This window comes from Oryzihumus sp., from assembly GCF_036391795.1.
GTDB lineage: Bacteria > Actinomycetota > Actinomycetes > Actinomycetales > Dermatophilaceae > Oryzihumus.
Window position 1 is genome coordinate 1 of record NZ_DASVZH010000128.1, and the last position, 16,285, is coordinate 16,285.

Annotated in this window: 21 protein-coding genes and 1 pseudogene; 12 read left to right on the plus strand and 10 right to left on the minus strand. The window is 71.4% G+C overall.

Annotated elements, in window-relative coordinates:
• Window positions 1-14: 14 nt before the first annotated feature.
• Window positions 15-986, minus strand: a complete 972-nt coding sequence (locus tag VF825_RS07335) for a VCBS repeat-containing protein (protein WP_331111712.1) — start codon at window positions 984-986, stop codon at window positions 15-17.
• 243 nt (window positions 987-1,229) lie between these two features.
• On the opposite strand from VF825_RS07335, the gene VF825_RS07340 reads away from it, so the two are divergent.
• The 4 genes from VF825_RS07340 (at window position 1,230) to VF825_RS07355 (ending at window position 5,623) form a co-directional block, all read left to right on the plus strand.
• A complete protein-coding gene (locus VF825_RS07340) occupies window positions 1,230-2,204 on the plus strand; it encodes a patatin-like phospholipase family protein (protein WP_331111714.1) in 975 nt (324 codons plus the stop codon).
• 317 nt (window positions 2,205-2,521) lie between these two features.
• Entirely contained in the window at window positions 2,522-3,196 is a 675-nt protein-coding gene (locus VF825_RS07345; protein WP_331111716.1) for an acetate uptake transporter, read from the plus strand.
• Window positions 3,197-3,274: 78 nt separating this feature from the next.
• Complete coding sequence (acs, locus tag VF825_RS07350) at window positions 3,275-5,254, plus strand: acetate--CoA ligase (RefSeq protein WP_331111718.1); 1,980 nt, start codon at window positions 3,275-3,277, stop codon at window positions 5,252-5,254.
• 198 nt (window positions 5,255-5,452) lie between these two features.
• Window positions 5,453-5,623, plus strand: a complete 171-nt coding sequence (locus VF825_RS07355; RefSeq protein ID WP_331111720.1) for a hypothetical protein — start codon at window positions 5,453-5,455, stop codon at window positions 5,621-5,623.
• 20 nt (window positions 5,624-5,643) lie between these two features.
• Here the strand turns inward: VF825_RS07355 and VF825_RS07360 are convergent, their stop codons facing one another.
• The 3 genes from VF825_RS07360 to VF825_RS07370 form a co-directional block, all read right to left on the minus strand.
• Complete coding sequence (locus VF825_RS07360; RefSeq protein WP_331111722.1) at window positions 5,644-7,293, minus strand: APC family permease; 1,650 nt, start codon at window positions 7,291-7,293, stop codon at window positions 5,644-5,646.
• A gap of 167 nt (window positions 7,294-7,460) precedes the next feature.
• Window positions 7,461-7,781, minus strand: coding sequence for a hypothetical protein (locus tag VF825_RS07365; protein WP_331111724.1), 321 nt, complete (start codon window positions 7,779-7,781; stop codon window positions 7,461-7,463).
• A 398-nt stretch (window positions 7,782-8,179) separates the two neighbouring features.
• Window positions 8,180-8,962 (minus strand): sigma-70 family RNA polymerase sigma factor, encoded by a 783-nt coding sequence (locus tag VF825_RS07370; protein ID WP_331111726.1) that lies wholly within the window; start codon window positions 8,960-8,962, stop codon window positions 8,180-8,182.
• Between the two features lie 310 nt (window positions 8,963-9,272).
• Here VF825_RS07370 and VF825_RS07375 point away from each other — a divergent pair, with 310 nt between their 5' ends.
• Both VF825_RS07375 and VF825_RS07380 read left to right on the plus strand, forming a co-directional pair.
• Window positions 9,273-10,121 carry a sigma-70 family RNA polymerase sigma factor gene (locus VF825_RS07375; protein WP_331111728.1) on the plus strand — a complete coding sequence of 283 codons (849 nt, stop codon included), beginning with the start codon at window positions 9,273-9,275 and terminating at the stop codon, window positions 10,119-10,121.
• A 100-nt stretch (window positions 10,122-10,221) separates the two neighbouring features.
• Window positions 10,222-10,428: a hypothetical protein gene (locus VF825_RS07380; protein WP_331111730.1), complete on the plus strand. Its 207-nt coding sequence runs from the start codon at window positions 10,222-10,224 to the stop codon at window positions 10,426-10,428.
• A gap of 79 nt (window positions 10,429-10,507) precedes the next feature.
• Here the strand turns inward: VF825_RS07380 and VF825_RS07385 are convergent, their stop codons facing one another.
• Window positions 10,508-11,056 carry a GNAT family N-acetyltransferase gene (locus VF825_RS07385; RefSeq protein ID WP_331111732.1) on the minus strand — a complete coding sequence of 183 codons (549 nt, stop codon included), beginning with the start codon at window positions 11,054-11,056 and terminating at the stop codon, window positions 10,508-10,510.
• 172 nt (window positions 11,057-11,228) lie between these two features.
• Here VF825_RS07385 and VF825_RS07390 point away from each other — a divergent pair, with 172 nt between their 5' ends.
• Window positions 11,229-11,825: a dihydrofolate reductase gene (locus VF825_RS07390; protein WP_331111734.1), complete on the plus strand. Its 597-nt coding sequence runs from the start codon at window positions 11,229-11,231 to the stop codon at window positions 11,823-11,825.
• A 56-nt stretch (window positions 11,826-11,881) separates the two neighbouring features.
• Here VF825_RS07390 and arr read toward each other — a convergent pair whose 3' ends face one another.
• The 3 genes and pseudogenes from arr to VF825_RS07400 all read right to left on the minus strand — a co-directional run bounded on the left by arr (window position 11,882) and on the right by VF825_RS07400 (window position 13,233).
• On the minus strand, window positions 11,882-12,334 hold the full coding sequence (gene arr, locus VF825_RS20070; protein WP_414695792.1) for an NAD(+)--rifampin ADP-ribosyltransferase: 453 nt from the start codon (window positions 12,332-12,334) through the stop codon (window positions 11,882-11,884).
• Window positions 12,335-12,448: 114 nt separating this feature from the next.
• Window positions 12,449-12,835 (minus strand): annotated as a pseudogene (locus tag VF825_RS20075) (putative immunity protein); the annotation flags it as partial.
• 56 nt (window positions 12,836-12,891) lie between these two features.
• Window positions 12,892-13,233, minus strand: a complete 342-nt coding sequence (locus tag VF825_RS07400) for a DUF664 domain-containing protein (protein WP_331111749.1) — start codon at window positions 13,231-13,233, stop codon at window positions 12,892-12,894.
• Window positions 13,234-13,295: 62 nt separating this feature from the next.
• On the opposite strand from VF825_RS07400, the gene VF825_RS07405 reads away from it, so the two are divergent.
• The 3 genes from VF825_RS07405 to VF825_RS07415 are packed head-to-tail and all read left to right on the plus strand — an operon-like array spanning window position 13,296 to window position 14,544.
• Window positions 13,296-13,613, plus strand: a complete 318-nt coding sequence (locus VF825_RS07405) for a metalloregulator ArsR/SmtB family transcription factor (protein WP_331111736.1) — start codon at window positions 13,296-13,298, stop codon at window positions 13,611-13,613.
• Window positions 13,610-14,137: an SRPBCC domain-containing protein gene (locus VF825_RS07410; RefSeq protein WP_331111738.1), complete on the plus strand. Its 528-nt coding sequence runs from the start codon at window positions 13,610-13,612 to the stop codon at window positions 14,135-14,137. Before VF825_RS07405 ends, VF825_RS07410 begins: the two co-directional genes overlap by 4 nt.
• A 59-nt stretch (window positions 14,138-14,196) precedes the next feature.
• Complete coding sequence (locus VF825_RS07415) at window positions 14,197-14,544, plus strand: VOC family protein (RefSeq protein ID WP_331111740.1); 348 nt, start codon at window positions 14,197-14,199, stop codon at window positions 14,542-14,544.
• A gap of 35 nt (window positions 14,545-14,579) precedes the next feature.
• On the opposite strand, the gene VF825_RS07420 is transcribed toward VF825_RS07415, so the two are convergent.
• Window positions 14,580-15,020, minus strand: a complete 441-nt coding sequence (locus tag VF825_RS07420; RefSeq protein WP_331111742.1) for a VOC family protein — start codon at window positions 15,018-15,020, stop codon at window positions 14,580-14,582.
• Between the two features lie 164 nt (window positions 15,021-15,184).
• Here VF825_RS07420 and VF825_RS07425 point away from each other — a divergent pair, with 164 nt between their 5' ends.
• Window positions 15,185-15,748, plus strand: coding sequence for a GNAT family protein (locus VF825_RS07425; protein WP_331111744.1), 564 nt, complete (start codon window positions 15,185-15,187; stop codon window positions 15,746-15,748).
• Between the two features lie 53 nt (window positions 15,749-15,801).
• Here VF825_RS07425 and VF825_RS07430 read toward each other — a convergent pair whose 3' ends face one another.
• Window positions 15,802-16,047 (minus strand): hypothetical protein, encoded by a 246-nt coding sequence (locus VF825_RS07430; protein ID WP_331111751.1) that lies wholly within the window; start codon window positions 16,045-16,047, stop codon window positions 15,802-15,804.
• Between VF825_RS07430 and VF825_RS07435 the strand changes: the two genes are divergently transcribed.
• Window positions 16,035-16,285 (plus strand): hypothetical protein (locus VF825_RS07435; RefSeq protein WP_331111746.1); only part of this gene is annotated, 251 nt, incomplete at its 3' end. The two genes, VF825_RS07430 and VF825_RS07435, sit on opposite strands and share 13 nt — an antisense overlap.

Consider the following 16,285-nt stretch of genomic DNA (forward strand, 5'->3'; position numbering starts at 1 on the left):
GGCGGCGCGAAGGATCAGCCGATCCCACTCAGCAGGTTGAAGACCTGCCAGCCCGCGCCGATGACCTGGCCACCGCTGAGGAAGCCGCCCCTGCCGTTGCCCCGGTACAGGTACAGGCTCCCGGCCGGCGTGCGGCCCATCAGGTCGGGGTAGCCGTCACCGGTGAAGTCCCCGACCCCGAACACCTTGTCGAACATGTTCCAGCCGGCGCCGATCACGGTGCCGCCGCCGAGGAACCCGCCCGCGCCGTTGCCCCGGTACAGGTACAGGCTCCCGGCCGGCGTCCGACCCATGAGGTCGGGGTGGCCGTCACCACTGAAGTCCCCGACGCCGAACACCTTGTCGAACATGTTCCAGCCGGCGCCGATCTGCGTGCGGCCGCCGAGGAAGCCACCCGCGCCGTTGCCCCGGTAGAGGTACAGCGCACCCCCCTTGACCCGCGCGATGAGGTCCGGATGCCCGTCGCCGGTGAAGTCCCCCGGCGAGAAGACCCGGTCGTACACCTGCCAGCCCTGGCCGATCACCGTCCCCGACCCCAGGAAGCCGCCGGCCCCGTTGCCGCGGTAGAGGTACAGCGCCCCGGCCGGGGTGCGGGCGAGGAGGTCGGCGTGCCCGTCCCCGCTGAAGTCGCCCGGCGAGAAGATGTGGTCGAACACCTGCCACCCCTGGCCGATGACCGTCCGCGAGCCCAGGAAGCCGCCGGCCCCGTTGCCGCGGTAGAGGTACAGCGTCCCCGTCGAGGTGCGGGCGATGACGTCGGGGTGGCCGTCACCGCTGAAGTCCACGGTCGTGGAGATGGTCGTGGTGGCGGTGGTGGACGGCAGCGTGGCCACCGACGACACCGGCGCGGCGCCGGCCGGCACCGGGCTCAGCGACAGTGCGGCGGACAGCAGCGCGACCACAGGGACGAGCGGCAGCGCCCGGCGGGCGCGGAACCGGTCCCGGGCGCGGGGACGAGCGTGGGCTGACGGGGTTGCGGCGCACATGGCGGCCTCCTGGAGTCACTACCTCGGCGCGGCCCGTGGACCGACCGGCGCCGGCCCAGGACCAGTGGACCCCACCCGCGCCACGCCGTCCTCCGGCGCCGGGGCGAGTCGTGAGCCAGCGCCCGTCCGAGGGCGCCTGCGCCATCTGCCCGAGAGCGGCGGACCCGCCCCGCGACGCGGTCAACGAGTCACGGGTGGGACGGCCCTTGCCGTAACCCGATCGGCTCACCCATCCTCGGGCGGGTGAGTGGCGTCGGCCTCGTCCTCGGCGCCGGCGGTGTCGTCGGGCAGGCGTACCACGCCGGCGTGCTGGCCATGCTCGAGCACGACTACGGCTGGGACCCGCGCACCGCGGACGTCATCGTGGGCACCTCGGCCGGGGCGATCACCGGGTCGCTGCTGCGCGTCGGCATCCCCGCCTCGGAGCTGGCGGCCTGGACCGTCCGGGCGCCGCTGTCCACCGAGGGCGAGCTGCTCAACGAGCTGGTCGGCACCGAGGTCCCGGAGCTCGACCCGCTGCGCCCGCTGCACATGGTCCGCCGCCTGCCGGCCCCGCCCGGGTGGGGCGTCGTCCGTCACGCGGTGACCCGACCCACGCGGTTCCGGCCCCTCGTGGCGGGGATCGCGCGCCTGGCCCCGGGCCAGCGCGACATCGCCGAGCAGCTCGGGATGCTGCGCAAGGTCGAGGGGCACGCGTGGCCGGCGCGCGACCTGTGGATCTGCGCCGTGCGGCGCGACGACGGCCGGCGGGTGGTCTTCGGTCGCCCGGGCTCCCCCGACGCCCCGCTGCACCGGGCGATCGCCGCCTCCTGCGCCCTCCCCGGCTACTTCGCGCCGGTCCGGATCGGCGACCATGAGTACGTCGACGGCGGCACCCACTCCCCGACCAACGCGGCCGTCGTCTGGGAACGCGACCTGGAGCTCGTCATCGTCGTCTCGCCGATGTCCGGCCGCGCCACCGTCCCCACCGACATCTACGGCGCCACCCGCTGGCGGGCGGCCCGGCTGGCGCGGCGCGAGGTGCGGGCGCTGCGAGAACGGGGCACCAGCGTCGTGGTGTTCCGCCCCGGTCACGCCGAGCACGCGGTCATGGGCAACGACCTGCTGGCACGCGGCCGCATCCACGAGATCGTGCAGCAGACCTTCCTCAGCGCCGGGGCCTACGCCGCCCGCCCCGAGGTGCGGGGAGCCCTGGCCGCGTACGGTGCCCGACACTGAGCCGTCCGGCTGCGGCGAGCGCCCCGCAACCGGTCTGTAGACGCACCCTGCTCACGGTGCTGTACTTGAAGGGCAAGTACAGGAGCGGGGAGATAGGCACCCCGGCGCCGACATGACGCATCCCCGGACGTCGGGGGGCGTGCCGTGGGAGACATCCCCACGGCACCGGGGGCTGCGTCGTACCGACCGGGGGCCCATCTGCCCGCCGGGGTGCTGGTGCACCGCCGGCGGATCGTCGACGTGCCTCAGGACCCTGTCAGGAGCAATGGGCACCGGCTGACCCTCAGCCGGGTCGATCCGGATAAGGAGCCGCTCCGATGTCTGACAGTCGAATCACGACCCCCACCACGGGCATGACCGCCGCTGAACCCCTTGCCCCGGCTGCGGCCCCCCTGGCTGAGGCCGCCACGGCCGACCCGGCACCCTTGGGGCTTGCCGGGTTCGCCATGACGACGATGGTCCTCAGCGTCGTCAACGCAGGCCTCATGAACGCCGCCATCGCCCCCACCGTGCTCGGGCTCGCCCTGTTCTACGGCGGCGGGACGCAGTTCTTCGCCGGGATGTGGGAGTTCCGACGCGGCAACACCTTCGGTGCGGTCGCGTTCAGCTCCTACGGCGCGTTCTGGCTGTCGTACTGGTTCCTCGCGACGTTCTCCCTCCGGGCGGTGCCGATCGGCCAGATCCACTCGGCCGTGGGCATCTACCTGCTCGGCTGGACCATCTTCACCGCCTACATGACGATGGGCGCGCTCCGCGTGAGCGGCGCAGTCACCGCCGTCTTCGCGTTGCTGACGCTGACCTTCCTGTTCCTGACCATCGGCGCGTTCGGCAGCCCCGTCCCGGCGACCTCGTCGTGGACCAAGATCGGCGGCTGGCTGGGCCTGGCGACCGCTGCGGCCGCCTGGTACACCTCCTTCGCCGGTGTCACGAACTCCACCTGGAAGCGCACCGTCCTGCCCACCTGGCCGATGGCCGCCACCGGCCGCAGCTGAGTCCCCTGACCGAAGGCCCCGGGCGCCGGGCGACGACCGGCCGGCGCCCGGGGACCGCACACCCTGGAGGTGGTCGCCGTGGGCGACGAGACCGAGCTGTCGGCACTGCTCACCGAGACGCGGCGCTTCGCCCCGTCCCCGGAGTTCAGTGCGCAGGCCAACGCCCAGCCGGAGATCTACGAGCGGGCGGCGGCCGACCGGCTGGCGTTCTGGGCCGGCGAGGCCGAGCGCCTGGAGTGGGCCAGGCCCTGGGACCAGGTGCTGGACTGGAGCAACGCCCCGTTCGCGCGGTGGTTCGCCGGCGGACGGCTCAACGTCGCGGTGAACTGCGTCGACCGCCACGTGGCGGCCGGGCGCGGTGACCGCGTGGCCTACCACTGGGTCGGCGAGCCCGAGGGTGACACCCGGGACATCACCTACGCCGAGCTGCAGGACCTCGTCTGCCGGGCGGCCAACGCCCTGACCGAGCTCGGGGTGCGCAGCGGAGACCGGGTGGCCATCTACATGCCGATGATCCCCGAGACGGTCGTGGCCATGCTGGCGTGCGCCCGGCTTGGTGCTCCCCACACCGTCGTCTTCGGCGGGTTCTCCGCCGAGGCGCTGCGCAACCGGATCATCGACTGCGACGCACGGGTCGTCGTCACCGCGGACGGCGGCTACCGTCGCGGCGCGGCGGCCGCGCTCAAGCCGGCGGTCGACGAGGCGACCAAGGACCTGCCCGACGTGCGCACGGTCCTGGTGGTGCGGCGTACCGGGCAGGACGTCTCCTGGACGCCGGGCCGCGACATGTGGTGGCACGAGGTCGTCGACCGGCAGAGCCCGCAGCACGAGGCCCAGGCCCATGACAGCGAGCACCCGCTCTACGTTATGTACACCTCCGGCACCACGGCCAAGCCGAAGGGCATCCTGCACACGACCGGCGGCTACCTCACCCACGTCGCCGCCACGCACCGGCTGATCTTCGACATCAAGCCCGAGACCGACGTGTTCTGGACCGCCGCCGACATCGGCTGGGTCACCGGGCACAGCTACATCGTCTACGGGCCGCTGGCCAACGGCACCACGTCGGTGATGTACGAGGGCACCCCCGATGCGGGCGGTCGGGACCGGTGGTGGCGCATCGTCGAGGACCAGGGCGTCACCGTCCTCTACACCGCGCCGACGACGATCCGGACCTTCATGAAGTGGGGCGAGGACCTGCCCTCCGCGCACGACCTGTCCTCGCTGCGCCTGCTCGGGTCGGTCGGTGAGCCGATCAACCCCGAGGCGTGGATGTGGTACCGCACGCACATCGGCGGTGGCCGGTGTCCGGTCGTGGACACGTGGTGGCAGACCGAGACCGGCGGCATCATGATCACCGCGCTGCCGGGCATCACCGCCACCAAGCCCGGAGCGGCAATGACGCCGTTCCCCGGCATCGGGGCCGAGGTCGTGGACGGCAACGGCGTCCCGGTCCCCAACGGCGGCGGTGGCTACCTGGTGCTGACCGAGCCCTGGCCGGGCATGCTCCGCGGGATCTGGGGCGACGAGGCCCGCTACCGCGAGACGTACTGGTCCCGCTTCGAGGGCCTGTACTTCGCCGGCGACGGGGCCAAGAAGGACGACGACGGGGACATCTGGCTGCTGGGCCGGGTGGACGACGTCATGAACATCTCCGGGCACCGCATCTCCACGACCGAGGTCGAGTCGGCGCTGGTCTCCCACCCGTCCGTCGCCGAGGCAGCCGTGGTCGGGGCGAGCGACCCCACCACGGGCCAGGGCATCGTGGCCTTCGTGACCGTGCGCGGCCACGTCGCCGACGACCCGGCCTCCGGGGAGAAGCTCATCGCCGAGCTGCGCGACCACGTGGCGACCGAGATCGGCAAGATCGCCCGGCCACGGCAGATCCTGCTCACCCCGGATCTGCCCAAGACCCGCTCCGGCAAGATCATGCGCCGCCTGCTGCGCGACGTGGCCGAGCACCGGGAGCTCGGCGACGTGACCACCCTGGCCGACCCCACCGTGGTCAGCATGATCGACGACCGGATGAAGGGAGCCGCCGCCGGCGAGGAGGGCTGAGACGGGCAACGCTGAGGTGGCTGCCGTGACGACAGTGACCTGGTGTGACATGGGTGGCCCACGACCCGGGACGAAGGGCCCTGTGATTGGGCTCCGTCGAGGGTTCCTCGTACACTCGGCGGGCATGAAGTCCCTGTTCACGGCCCTGCCGGGCCCCGTCCAGCCGCGTCCGTCGGCGCCCCTCATGAGGTGAGCCCCGTGCGCCAGCTTATCGACCGCGCCCGCCGCGCCTACTACCTGCACTGCGCCCGTGAGGACGCCCGGCTCCGGGGCATCGTCGTGCCCGTCGGGGTGTGGGTGTGCCAGTGCCGCCACGTCAGCCTCGACCGGCCGGACTTCGTCGACCACAGCGTCGCCTGCCACGCCTGAGGTCGGCGGGCCGCCGCCGCTCAGCGGGCGGCTGCGTCCACCGAGCCGGTGGCCAGGTCCTCGGCCTCGGCGTCCACCAGGTCCCGCACCTGCGCGCCGTTGAGCGCGACCTTCTCGGCGACCTCGTACATCACGACGGCGAAGACGACCACGATGACGAGGTCCCACCAGTTCGGGATCGCCTTGCTGCCTCCGTAGCGCCCGAAGTAGCCGATGACCACCAGCCCGGCCAGCCACGGCCAGACCCAGACGGCCGAGCGGGAATCGAGCGGACCCCGGTCAGCGGCGGGGAGCCGCCACCGGTTCACCACGAAGATGACCAGCCCGACGAGCAGGGCCACGCACAGCTTCCAGGTTGCCTCGTAGCTGGACCAGTAGATGATCAGGTTCGCCGACACGAACGCCGCCGGGGAGAGGACGCGGTACGCCGGCAGGCGGTACGGCCGGGGCCGGTCCGGGTCACGTTGGCGCAGGGCGTAGAGGGAGACCGGCGCGAACGCGTACATGATCGCCGTGGCCGAGGTCACCAGCCCCACGAGGGACTGCCATGAGGGGAAGGGCAGGAACGCGATCAGGCCGACGACGAAGGCCAGCAGGATCGACGTCAGGGGGACCCCACGCAGGTTGACCCGACCGAGGACCGGCGGCAGCTCCTTCTCCCGCCCCATGGCGTAGGAGATGCGCGAGGACGTCGCGACGTAGACGAGGCCGGTGCCCGCCGGGGAGATGACCGCGTCGATGTAGAGGAGGGCCGCCAGCCAGCCGGCGCCGGCCGTCACCGCCAGCGTCGCGTAGGGCCCGAAGTCGCCCTTGCCCACCGGGTTCGCCCAGCCGTGGGCGAGGTTCCCCGGTGAGATCGCGCCGATGAAGGCCACCTCGAGCAGCAGGTAGACGATGGTGCCGACGGCCATCGACGCGAGGACCGCACGGGACACGTCACGCTGGGGGTGCCGGGCCTCCCCTGCCATCTGGATTGCCTGCTCGAACCCTTGCAGCGCGAACACGACGCCGGCGGGCAGCGCAGCGAAGATGCCGTGTGCGCCGTACGGGGAGAAACCCCCACCGGCGGAGAAGTTGGAGGGGTGGAACGACAGCGAGATCAGCACCACCACGGTCAGCAGCGGGATGGCCGTCTTCCACACCACCGCCACCCCGTTGGTCTCGGCCATGAGCTTGACCCCGACGAGGTTGATGACCGTGAACACGGCCATGAACAGGGTCGCGAGCACCAGCCCCGAGGGCGTCAGCGTGCCGTCGACCCGCAGGATGCTGACGCGGGAGCTGACCCAGGAGATGTGGTCGATGTAGGACAGGGTCGCCTCGACCTCGATGGGCGCGATGCTGACGGCCTGGAGCCAGGCCATCCAGCCGGCGGTGAAGCCCGCCAGGGGTCCGAAGACGAACCGCGGGAACCGCGCGGTGCCACCGGCCGCCGGGTAGGACGCACCGAGCTCGGCGTGGACGAGCGCGAGCAGGGCCAGCATGACGGCGGCCAGCACCCAGGAGACCAACGAGGCCGGCCCGGCGAGCGTGGCGGCCGTGAGGGCGCCGAGCAACCAGCCGGACCCGATGATCGAGCCCAGGGAGACGAACATCAGGCCCCAGAAGCCGACGTCCCGGCGGAGGTGCCCGCCGGGGGCGTGGGCGGTGCCGCTGACAGACGTGGCCATGGCCTCTCCCGTCGTGGGGGGCCGTGGGCGCACACCGGCCCCGGTCGGAGCTCCCGGGGAGGACGGACAGGCCGGACCCCGGAGGGCAGCGGGCATGCTTCAACGACGGTAGGGCACGGCGCACGCGGCGACAAGGCCGGCGGCAGGGGACCACCGGACCTGGGACGTCAGCGGCGGCCTCCACGCCCGGGCGCTGTGCGAGCGCCACACCCGGGTCGCACCGCGGTCCGGACCCCCGGGCGACGCCGCCGGCCGGCGGCCGCGCGGACCTCGTGGTGAACGCCGGGAGCAACCGGCCGGGTGGCCGTCGGCTCGACGATCCCGCTGGACCTCGGAGCCCGGAACGACCGGGCGACGACCGCGGCGTCCTTCAGGCTCTCGCTCGACCCGGTGAACCGCACCAGCCAGACACAGAAGGCCAGCCACTCCCCCCACGCCAGCAGGGCACACACGGTGGCCAGCAGGCCGGCCCACGCGAGCTGGGTCATGCTGCTCACCCCGCGCCGCGGTGCGCCGACACGGGGAGATGACGGCCTCGCCATCCCGCCTGCCGTTGCGCTGACTCCAAAGCCATGACCGCCACCCCCTTGCAGCCGGTCCTCGCCTGGTGTGCAGCTTCGACGGTAGCGACGCGGGCCGCACCACCGTTCGGGCTTTACCAAGAACAGACCCCGCGACCCGGCTCACCATCGCGACCCGGTGTGGCCCGCGTAACCCGCGCCGAACGGGGTATGTCCCACAGGGCAGCCGGGCCCCGACGTTGAGCAGGCAGCGACCGGGCCCGGCTGCTCCCTCAGGATAGATCTGGCCGGTCCCCCATCCGGGGTCTGCGACAGGACTGGCTTCCCACCGGCGGGTGGTAGCCCCTGCCGGGTCCTGGCCGGGGTCAGGCGGCCTCGTCGCGCAGCCGCGAGATCAGGCGTGACAGCAGCCGCGACACCTGCATCTGGCTGATGCCGAGGACCTCGCCGATCTCGCGCTGGCTCAGCTCCTCCGCGAACCGGAGCCGCAGCAGGTCGCGCTCGGCGTCGGAGAGGCCGTGCAGCAGCGAGCCGAGGATTGCCCGCACCTCGACCGCCTCGAACGGGTTGCCCTCCTCGGCCACCAGCTCGCCCAGGCACGCAGTGCCGTCGCCGGTCGGGGCGTCGAGGGAGGCGCACCGGTAGGCCGAGTCGAGTCGGCTCGCCGCGCGCGTGTCGGCAGGGGTCAGCTTCGCCCGCCGAGCCACCTCCGCGGCAGTGGGGTCGTGCCCCAGACGCTGACCCAGCTCGCCCGCACAGGAACGCAGCTCGGCGTGCACCTCCTGCAGGTGCCGCGGCGGCCGGACCATCCACCCGTGGTCACGGAAGTGCCGCTTGATCTCACCGGAGATGGTGGGGCAGGCGTATGCCGGGAAGGTGTGGCCGACAGCGAGACGGAAGCCGTGGGTGGCCTTGACCAGACCGACGTACGCGACCTGGTCGAGGTCGTCGCCCTCCATGCCGCGGTGCCGGTACCGCGACGCGATGCCACGCGCCATGCCGAGGTTGAGGAGGACGACCTCATTCCGGATCCGGCGGCGCTCGGCTTCGCGCCGCTCCTGCTCGAGCTCCTCGAAGAGGTGGATGGTCCGGCGGTCGACGTGCTGGGGGTCACCGGCGGGGGGCCGGTGGGAGGTCGTCGTAGGCATGGCTGCTCCCGGCTCGTGCGGAGCGGCCCTTGCTTGACCGGCCTCTTGGCTTACCCGGCTGCTGGCGGCCCAAACGTGTGTCGAACCATCATTTTCTTGCGCACCACGCGTCACTCGCCGGAGGCACGGGCCGTCTGCCACCGGCCCCGACCGCCCTCATCCGGACCGTGACCCAGCCCGCGCTCGATGCCCGCCTGGGCCTGAGGTTGCGAGGAACGGCTTGTGATCGCCGACCCGGCTGTGATGTGCTCCGCCCAGACAGGTCCAGCAGCGGCGCCTCGTCCGTCCAACCCGATGAACAGGCCCCACGATGTCCGCTGCGCCCCCCGGCGGTCCCGAGCACCGCTGCTCCCCGACCGACCCGACCGACCCGGCCAACCCTGTGGACCTGGCCGCGACCCGCAACGAACGGTCCGTCCAGCTGCTCGAGCAGGCCGCCCTGTGCCCCGACCCCGTCGAGCGCGCGTCCCTGCACGAGGAGGTGTTCCTGCTCAACAGCTCACTGGCCGTCCACTTCGCCCGCCGCTACCAGGGGCGTGGGGTCGACTGGGACGACCTGCTGCAGGTCGCCTACGTCGGTCTGGTCAAGGCGATCCAGGGCTTCCGGCCACAGGAGGGGGCGGGCTTCACGGCATACGCAGCCCCGACCATCACCGGTGAGATCAAGCGGCACTTCCGCGACCACGTGTGGACGGTGCGGCCTCCCCGCCGCATGCAGGAGCTGCAGGCAGCGGTACGCCGCGCCGAGGCAGACCTGTTGCAGTCGCTGGGCCGCACGCCGACGACGGAGGAGGTCGCGGGTGAGCTGGGCGTGGACCTCGCCGACGTGGACGAGGCCCGCACCACGGAGGGCGCCATGGCTCCGCTGTCCCTGGATGCCCCGGTCGGGGACGGGTCCTCCACGCTGGGGGACCTGGTCGCCGACGTGGACGACGTGTTCGACCGGGTGGACCAGCACGAGTCGCTGGTCCCGGTGCTGGCCGACCTCGACGAACGTGAGCAGCAGGTGCTCCTCCTGCGGTTCGTCTACCGCTACACCCAGGACCGCATCGGCGTGGAGATCGGGGTGAGCCAGATGCAGGTCTCGAGGTTGTTGCGCGGCATCCTCCGCAAGCTGCGCCAACGCCTCGACACCGGCTCCGAGGTCTCGTTGGGGTAGCCCGTTGCCCACGGGTCGACACTCGCTGACGAGGCCCCGCGCGGGTTTACCCGGGCCCGCAGCGGGTACGCGCCGGGGGAAGCCAACCACGAGGAGCGCCATGACCCAGCACCACGAGCACGGCAGCGACCACGACGCCAGCGCCGCCGCCGCCTCGGCGAAGGACGAGGGCACGCCCGTCCTGCCGGACACGCAGCACCGGGAGGAGCGCCGCCGGGGGGACGACTCCGGTCCGTCCACGCCTGCGGACGACTCCGCGCACGGACAGGGCACCAGCAGCGACAACGACAGCGACGACGCGGGCTGAGCGCTGACCTCGCCAATGCCGGCTCCGCTGAGGTCGTCGTCAGGCGCTGCGGGTCCAGCCGCGGTGGCGCGGACCGTGCTCAAGCGGGCAGCGTGACCGGGGACCACACGCCGAACCACTGCTCGGCGCCGTAGTCCTCGAACCGCTCCACCTCGGTGAACCCCAGCTTCGCCGCGACACGCATCGAGCCGTCGTTGGCGGTCTGGGTGGACAGCACCACCGGCTCGCCGGGAAGTGCGCCGGCGAACCAGTCGAGGGCCGCCGCGCCCGCCTCGGCGGCGTACCCGCATCCCCACGCCGTCGGCAGGAGCATGTAGCCGAGCTCGGCCTCCCCGCCGTCCGGGCGGATGTGGCCCTTGCGTTCTGCGTCGCGCCGGTCGAGCGAGACGATGCCGATCATCGCCCCGTCGAGCTCGACCACGAAGAGGCCGGGGCGCCGCCTGGGCACCTCAGGCACTGCGCGCTCGAGCTCGTCACGCGGTCGGGGGCCACCCACGTAGGTGCCCACCTCTGGCGAGGCGAACAGCTCGATGATGGCCGCACGGTCCCGGGCCTCGGGCTCACGGAGCACGAGCCGCTCGGTCCTGATCGGGGCAGGCGGCCACGCGACGGGTCCCAGGTCTGCCACGCGCGCACCCTAACCGACGGTCGGGCCAAGGGACGCCGGCGCCGCGGGTGCCCTGTCCACGGACCGGACAGAGGGCGCACGAGATGGCCGGCGACTGGCCACGCTCTCGGCGACGCCCCTAGTTTGGTGGTTGGCCCCGCTCATGGGTTGCCGGCACGTGGGGAGGGCATGGATGAGCACAGTGGTGATGCACGCCGTGGTGTCGGTTGACGGCTTCATCGCGGACGACAACGACGACGTGGGACCGCTGTTCGACTGGTACTTCAACGGCGAGCGACCGCTGTTCGAGGGCGCCGAAGCTTCGGTGCACCCCAGCATGCGGATCAGCGACCGTTCGTACGACTACGTCAAACCGTTCTGGGACAGCATCACCTGCGCGGTCGTGGGTCGGCACCTGTTCGACCTGACCAACGGCTGGGAAGCAAAGCCACCGGCGTGCGAGCACCTGGTCGTGGTGTCCCACCGGCCGAGGCCGGAGGGCTGGCACCCGGAGGCGGACGTTCCCTTCGTGGACGACGTCACGGAAGGGATCGGGGTCGCCAGGGATCTCGCGGGCAACGGGGTGGTGGCGCTGTCCGCAGGCGACGCCGCCGGTCAGGCGCTTGCGCTCGGTCTGGTCGACTTCGTGGCGATGGACGTCGTTCCCGTGGTGTTCGGATCCGGGAAGCGGTACTTCGGCCACGTTGAGGGTCGGCGGATGCTCGAGGACCCCGACGTCGTGCTCCAGGGCGACCGTGTGCTGCACCTGAGGTATCCGGTCCGACACTGACCGGCTGCACCGGGACGCGGCAGCTGCAGACGCACGCTCGGGGTGGAGCTCCGCCGTCAGTCGTCCATCGCCTCGATCCCGAGCTCAGCCAGCTCGGCCATGCGCTCGCGCATGCGCCGGATCCTCTCCGGCGCTGGGCGCTGCCAGCCGGTGATCTCCTCTACGACCCGCAGTGGCCCGGTCGTTCGGTAGGACCGGGTCGGGTTCCCCGGGAAGCGCTTGTCGGTCACGTTCGGGTCGTCCTCGATCGTGCCGAGTGGCTCGACCCGGTACACCCGTCCCGGCCCGTCGCCACGAGCCAACTCGGCAGCCAGCGGCGCGCCCTCGCGCGTGGCCGTCAGGTAGATGTGTTTGGCCTGACGCCCCGAACCGTAGTTCGAGCGCCTGCCCGGTGTGAGCAGGTCACCCGGACGCAGGTCGGCCTTGGTCCCGTGGAAGAACGGCCCCGGGTCGTCGACCACGCGCGGCGTCGGAGGCGGATCCCGCAGCAGGCTGTCGAGCCGTTCCATGAGGACCGCGACCCGGGTGGTCCCCTTCGGCGCCCGCGGATAGCGGGTCAGCACGTCAAGGACGACCGGCACGGCCCGTTTCGCGGCGGCGGTGATCACATACTCCGCGACCACCGGGTCATCGCCGCGAGCCAGCTCGGCCGCCCGGGCGGCATGGGCCGCCGACCCCAGGATGTGGCGCACCTGCGTCGCCTTCGCCAACGGATGGAGGTATGCCGCCGCGGCAGCATCTCCTGCAGCGCTGGCTGCGTGCCGGGCGGCTTCGGTCGCAGCGTCCCTGGCCGCGCGGTGCGCGTCGGCCGCGGCAGTCCGTTGGAGGCGTGAACGGGGCGCACCCTCGGCGAAGACGCGCGCGGCGTGGAGAGCCGCCGCCGGGCGAGGGTCGTCGGGACGGTCCTTCTGGAAGATCACGAGGGCAGGTTCGGCGCACGCCACGGCATACCTCGCAACCGCCCGCAGCTCGTCCATCGTCAACGCGAAGTCACCCGAGCGTGGCTGCATCTTCTGGAGTTTCGCACAGTGCGCCGGCCGACGAAGCACGGAGCCAGGGCTACTGGTCAGGTGTTCACCAACCACTGTTGTCCGTCGATGAGCTCGCGAACCGCGTCGAGGTGTCCGGCGTGGCAGGCGGTCTCGATGATCACCTGGAGCAGGACATCCCGAAGACTGTGCAGGCGCCACTCGCCCTCGGGGAAGGGCCACCAGGCCACGTCGGCATCTGGGGACGGGGCAGCGATGACGGCATCCGCCAGGGACGCCTCGCGGCTGTAGCTGTCAAGGACGTCGGCGGCCGGGAGGCCGGGATCCACCTGCCAGGCGCTGGCCTGGCTGCCCACCTGTTCGATGACCGCCGGATCCCCAGCCACAACAGCGCGGAAGTACAAACGCTCCACCGACAGAACGAGGTGCTGTTCCGAATGTAACCTTGCGGATACGTACCCACATAGTTACATTAGCCCACATGGACGCTGTGTTGCACGCGCTGGCGGACGAGAGCCGGCGCACGGTTCTCGGGATTCTCCGCGAGCACCCGGCGAGTGCAGGAGAGCTGGCCGAGGCTCTGCCGATCGCCCGCCCGGGCGTGTCCCGGCATCTGCGCGTGCTGCGGGAAGCCGGGCTGGTCGACGTACGCCAGGACGCGCAGCGCCGGATCTACACACTCCGCCCGGAGGCGCTCGTCGAGCTCGACGAGTGGCTGGGAGAGTTCCGCCGGCTCTGGGAGAACCGGCTCGACGCCCTCCATACCGAGATCGCACGAGGAAAGAAGGCACGACGATGACCCCGATCGCGACGATGCGAACACTCGGCGAGACCCGCGGAGCCGTCCGGGTCGAGGACCTTTACGACACGGACATCGGCGACCTCTGGCAGGCGTGCACGACGCCCGAGCGCCTGGCCCGCTGGATCGCCCAGGTCGACGGCGACATGCGCGTCGGCGGCACGATCCAGGCCGTCTTCACGAGCAGCTGGACCGGTCCGGCGCGCGTGGAGGTGTGCGATGCGCCCCACCACCTGCTGCTGACGACGGAGCCGGGTACGGACGACGAGGGGCAGATCGAGGCGTGGCTGACCGAGGAGGGCTCCAAGACCCGGCTGGTGGTCGAGGAGCGCGGCCTGCCGATGAGGCATCTCCCGTTCCACGCCTCTGGTTGGCGGGTCCACCTCGAGGATCTCGGTCGCTCGCTGGAGGTCGACGGCCCGGTCCACCCGGAGGGCTGGAGCTCCGATGCCGGGGCCCCCGGCTGGAAGGAACGCTGGGAAGAGCTCACGCCCACGTACCAGCAGATGGAGATCGGTCCGTGACGAGCGTCCTCTTCGAAAATGCCTGTCTCTGAGCCCAAGGCAGGCCCTAGGTTGCGCCCATGGCCTTGGAATGGGAGCAGGTAATCGTTCACTCGGTCGATCCGGTGACCTTGGGGCAGTGGTGGGCCGAGGCTCTTGGTTGGGTCGTGGTCTACTCCACCGCTGATGAGTTCGAGATCCGCCCGGAGCCGGATCGCCGGCCGGGGTTGGACTTCGTCCGGCTTGACGAGAGCAAGAAGGCCAAGAGCCGACTGCATCTCGACTTCAGGCCTGATGACCAGGACGCCGAGGTGGCTCGTCTGCTGGCTCATGGCGCACAGCGTGTTGACATCGGCCAGGGTGATGCAGCGTGGGTGGTCCTGGCAGACCCCGAAGGCAACGAGTTCTGCGTCCTTGCGGCGGAATGACGCTCTCACCGCGGCAGATCCGGGCGTCGCGAGGCTCAGCCGATGCGCTCGGCCAGTGAGACGATGATCCCTTCCGGCCCCCGGACGTAAGCCATCCGCCAAGCACCTTCGTACTCGCCGATGCCACCAACCAGTCCGTAGCCCTCGCTGGCTGCCCAGTCGACAGCGGCCTGCACGTCGTCGACCTCGAAGGACACGTTGCGCAGTCCCAGCTCGTTGGCCATGGCCGCCGGCGAGCCCGGCACGGGGTCGGGCCGCACGAAGCTCGCGAGCTCCAGGCGGGCGCCATCGTCGGGCGACTTCAGCATGACGATCTCGGTGCGGGAGTCGGGAATGCCGCAGACCGTCTCCAGGAACTCACCCTCGACGAACGCCCTGCCCTCGACTTCCAGGCCCAGCGCCACGAAGAAGGCCGTCACGACATCGAGGTCGGCGACCGTGATGCCGACGTGGTCGAAGCGTCGTACATGTGGCATGGGCCGTGCTCCCGTCGTCGTTCCGACCATGAATCTGCCACGGTAGGCGTTCTGCGTACCGAGACCAACGCCGCTCGTCGCCGTGTCGGTGACCGAAACTCGGCAGTTCAGGACTCGCGGTATGTCGGGACGTTCGCTGAACCGCTTCGCGACATGATGGCGTCATGATCGTCCCGGAGCGGACCCCCCGCCTGCGCTCCGCTCGCGCGGTGCTGCGACCGTTCCGGCCTGACGATGTTGACGGCCGCGTCCGGTGCGGCAAGGACCCCGAGATCATCAGGATGTTCGGCGGGTCTCCCGAGTTCACGGAACCGGTCCCCATGCCGCTGGAGGACGCGACCGCCTGGTACGAGGCAGTCAGCACCGACTCGAATCCGCTGCACTGGGCGATTGAGTTCGAGGGCGGCTTCATCGGCACCGCCAGGTTGCATGGACTGGACGAAACCGACAGGCGAGCAAGGTTTGCCATAGGGCTGCTCGACTCTCGCCGGCTGGGCATCGGCCTGGGTACGGAAGTCACCCAGGCAGTCCTCCGGTACGGGTTCGACGAACTGGGACTACACCGGATCGACCTCCGAGTCCTGGCGTACAACACGCGGGCAATCCGCTGTTATCTCAGGTGCGGCTTCGTCGAGGAAGGACGCGAGCGCGAGGCCGCCTACGTAGGCGGCAGATGGCATGACGACGTGATCATGGGAGTCCTGGAGCGCGAGGCCAGCACCCTCTGATCTTTCAGCACAGGACGCCACGAGCGCACGTCGCGGGATCCGGTCAAGAGCGACTACTTGAGGAGCTGACGTGCCATCACGACGCGCTGGATCTGGTTGGTGCCCTCGTAGATCTGGGTGATCTGGCCCTCCGGCCGTGACCACCCCCGCTCACCTGCGGCGACGCCCGGCCCGGTGCCGCCGTGGCACAGCGCTGTCACAGCGACCGTGCCGGTGTGTGCCGCTTCAGGCCGCCCGGTGCCGGCGGCGATTGCCGCCAGGTCGTGGTCCCGGACGGTGCCGGGCCATGACCACGACACCCACCGTCCCCGCCGGCACCTCCCCGACCGCCCCGACCGCCCCGACCGTCAACTCGACCACCGGGGCCGGAACCGCCTGTGGCTGCCCGCGCCGCATCCTCGGCCCGGCCGCCGTCGCCGCCCTGCTGGACATCAGCGAGCGGCACCTCACCGACCTGCGCGCCGAGGACCCCACCTTCCCGACCCCGCGGATGTGCGGCCGGCTGCCCCGCTGGGACGCCGAGACCATCATCGCTTG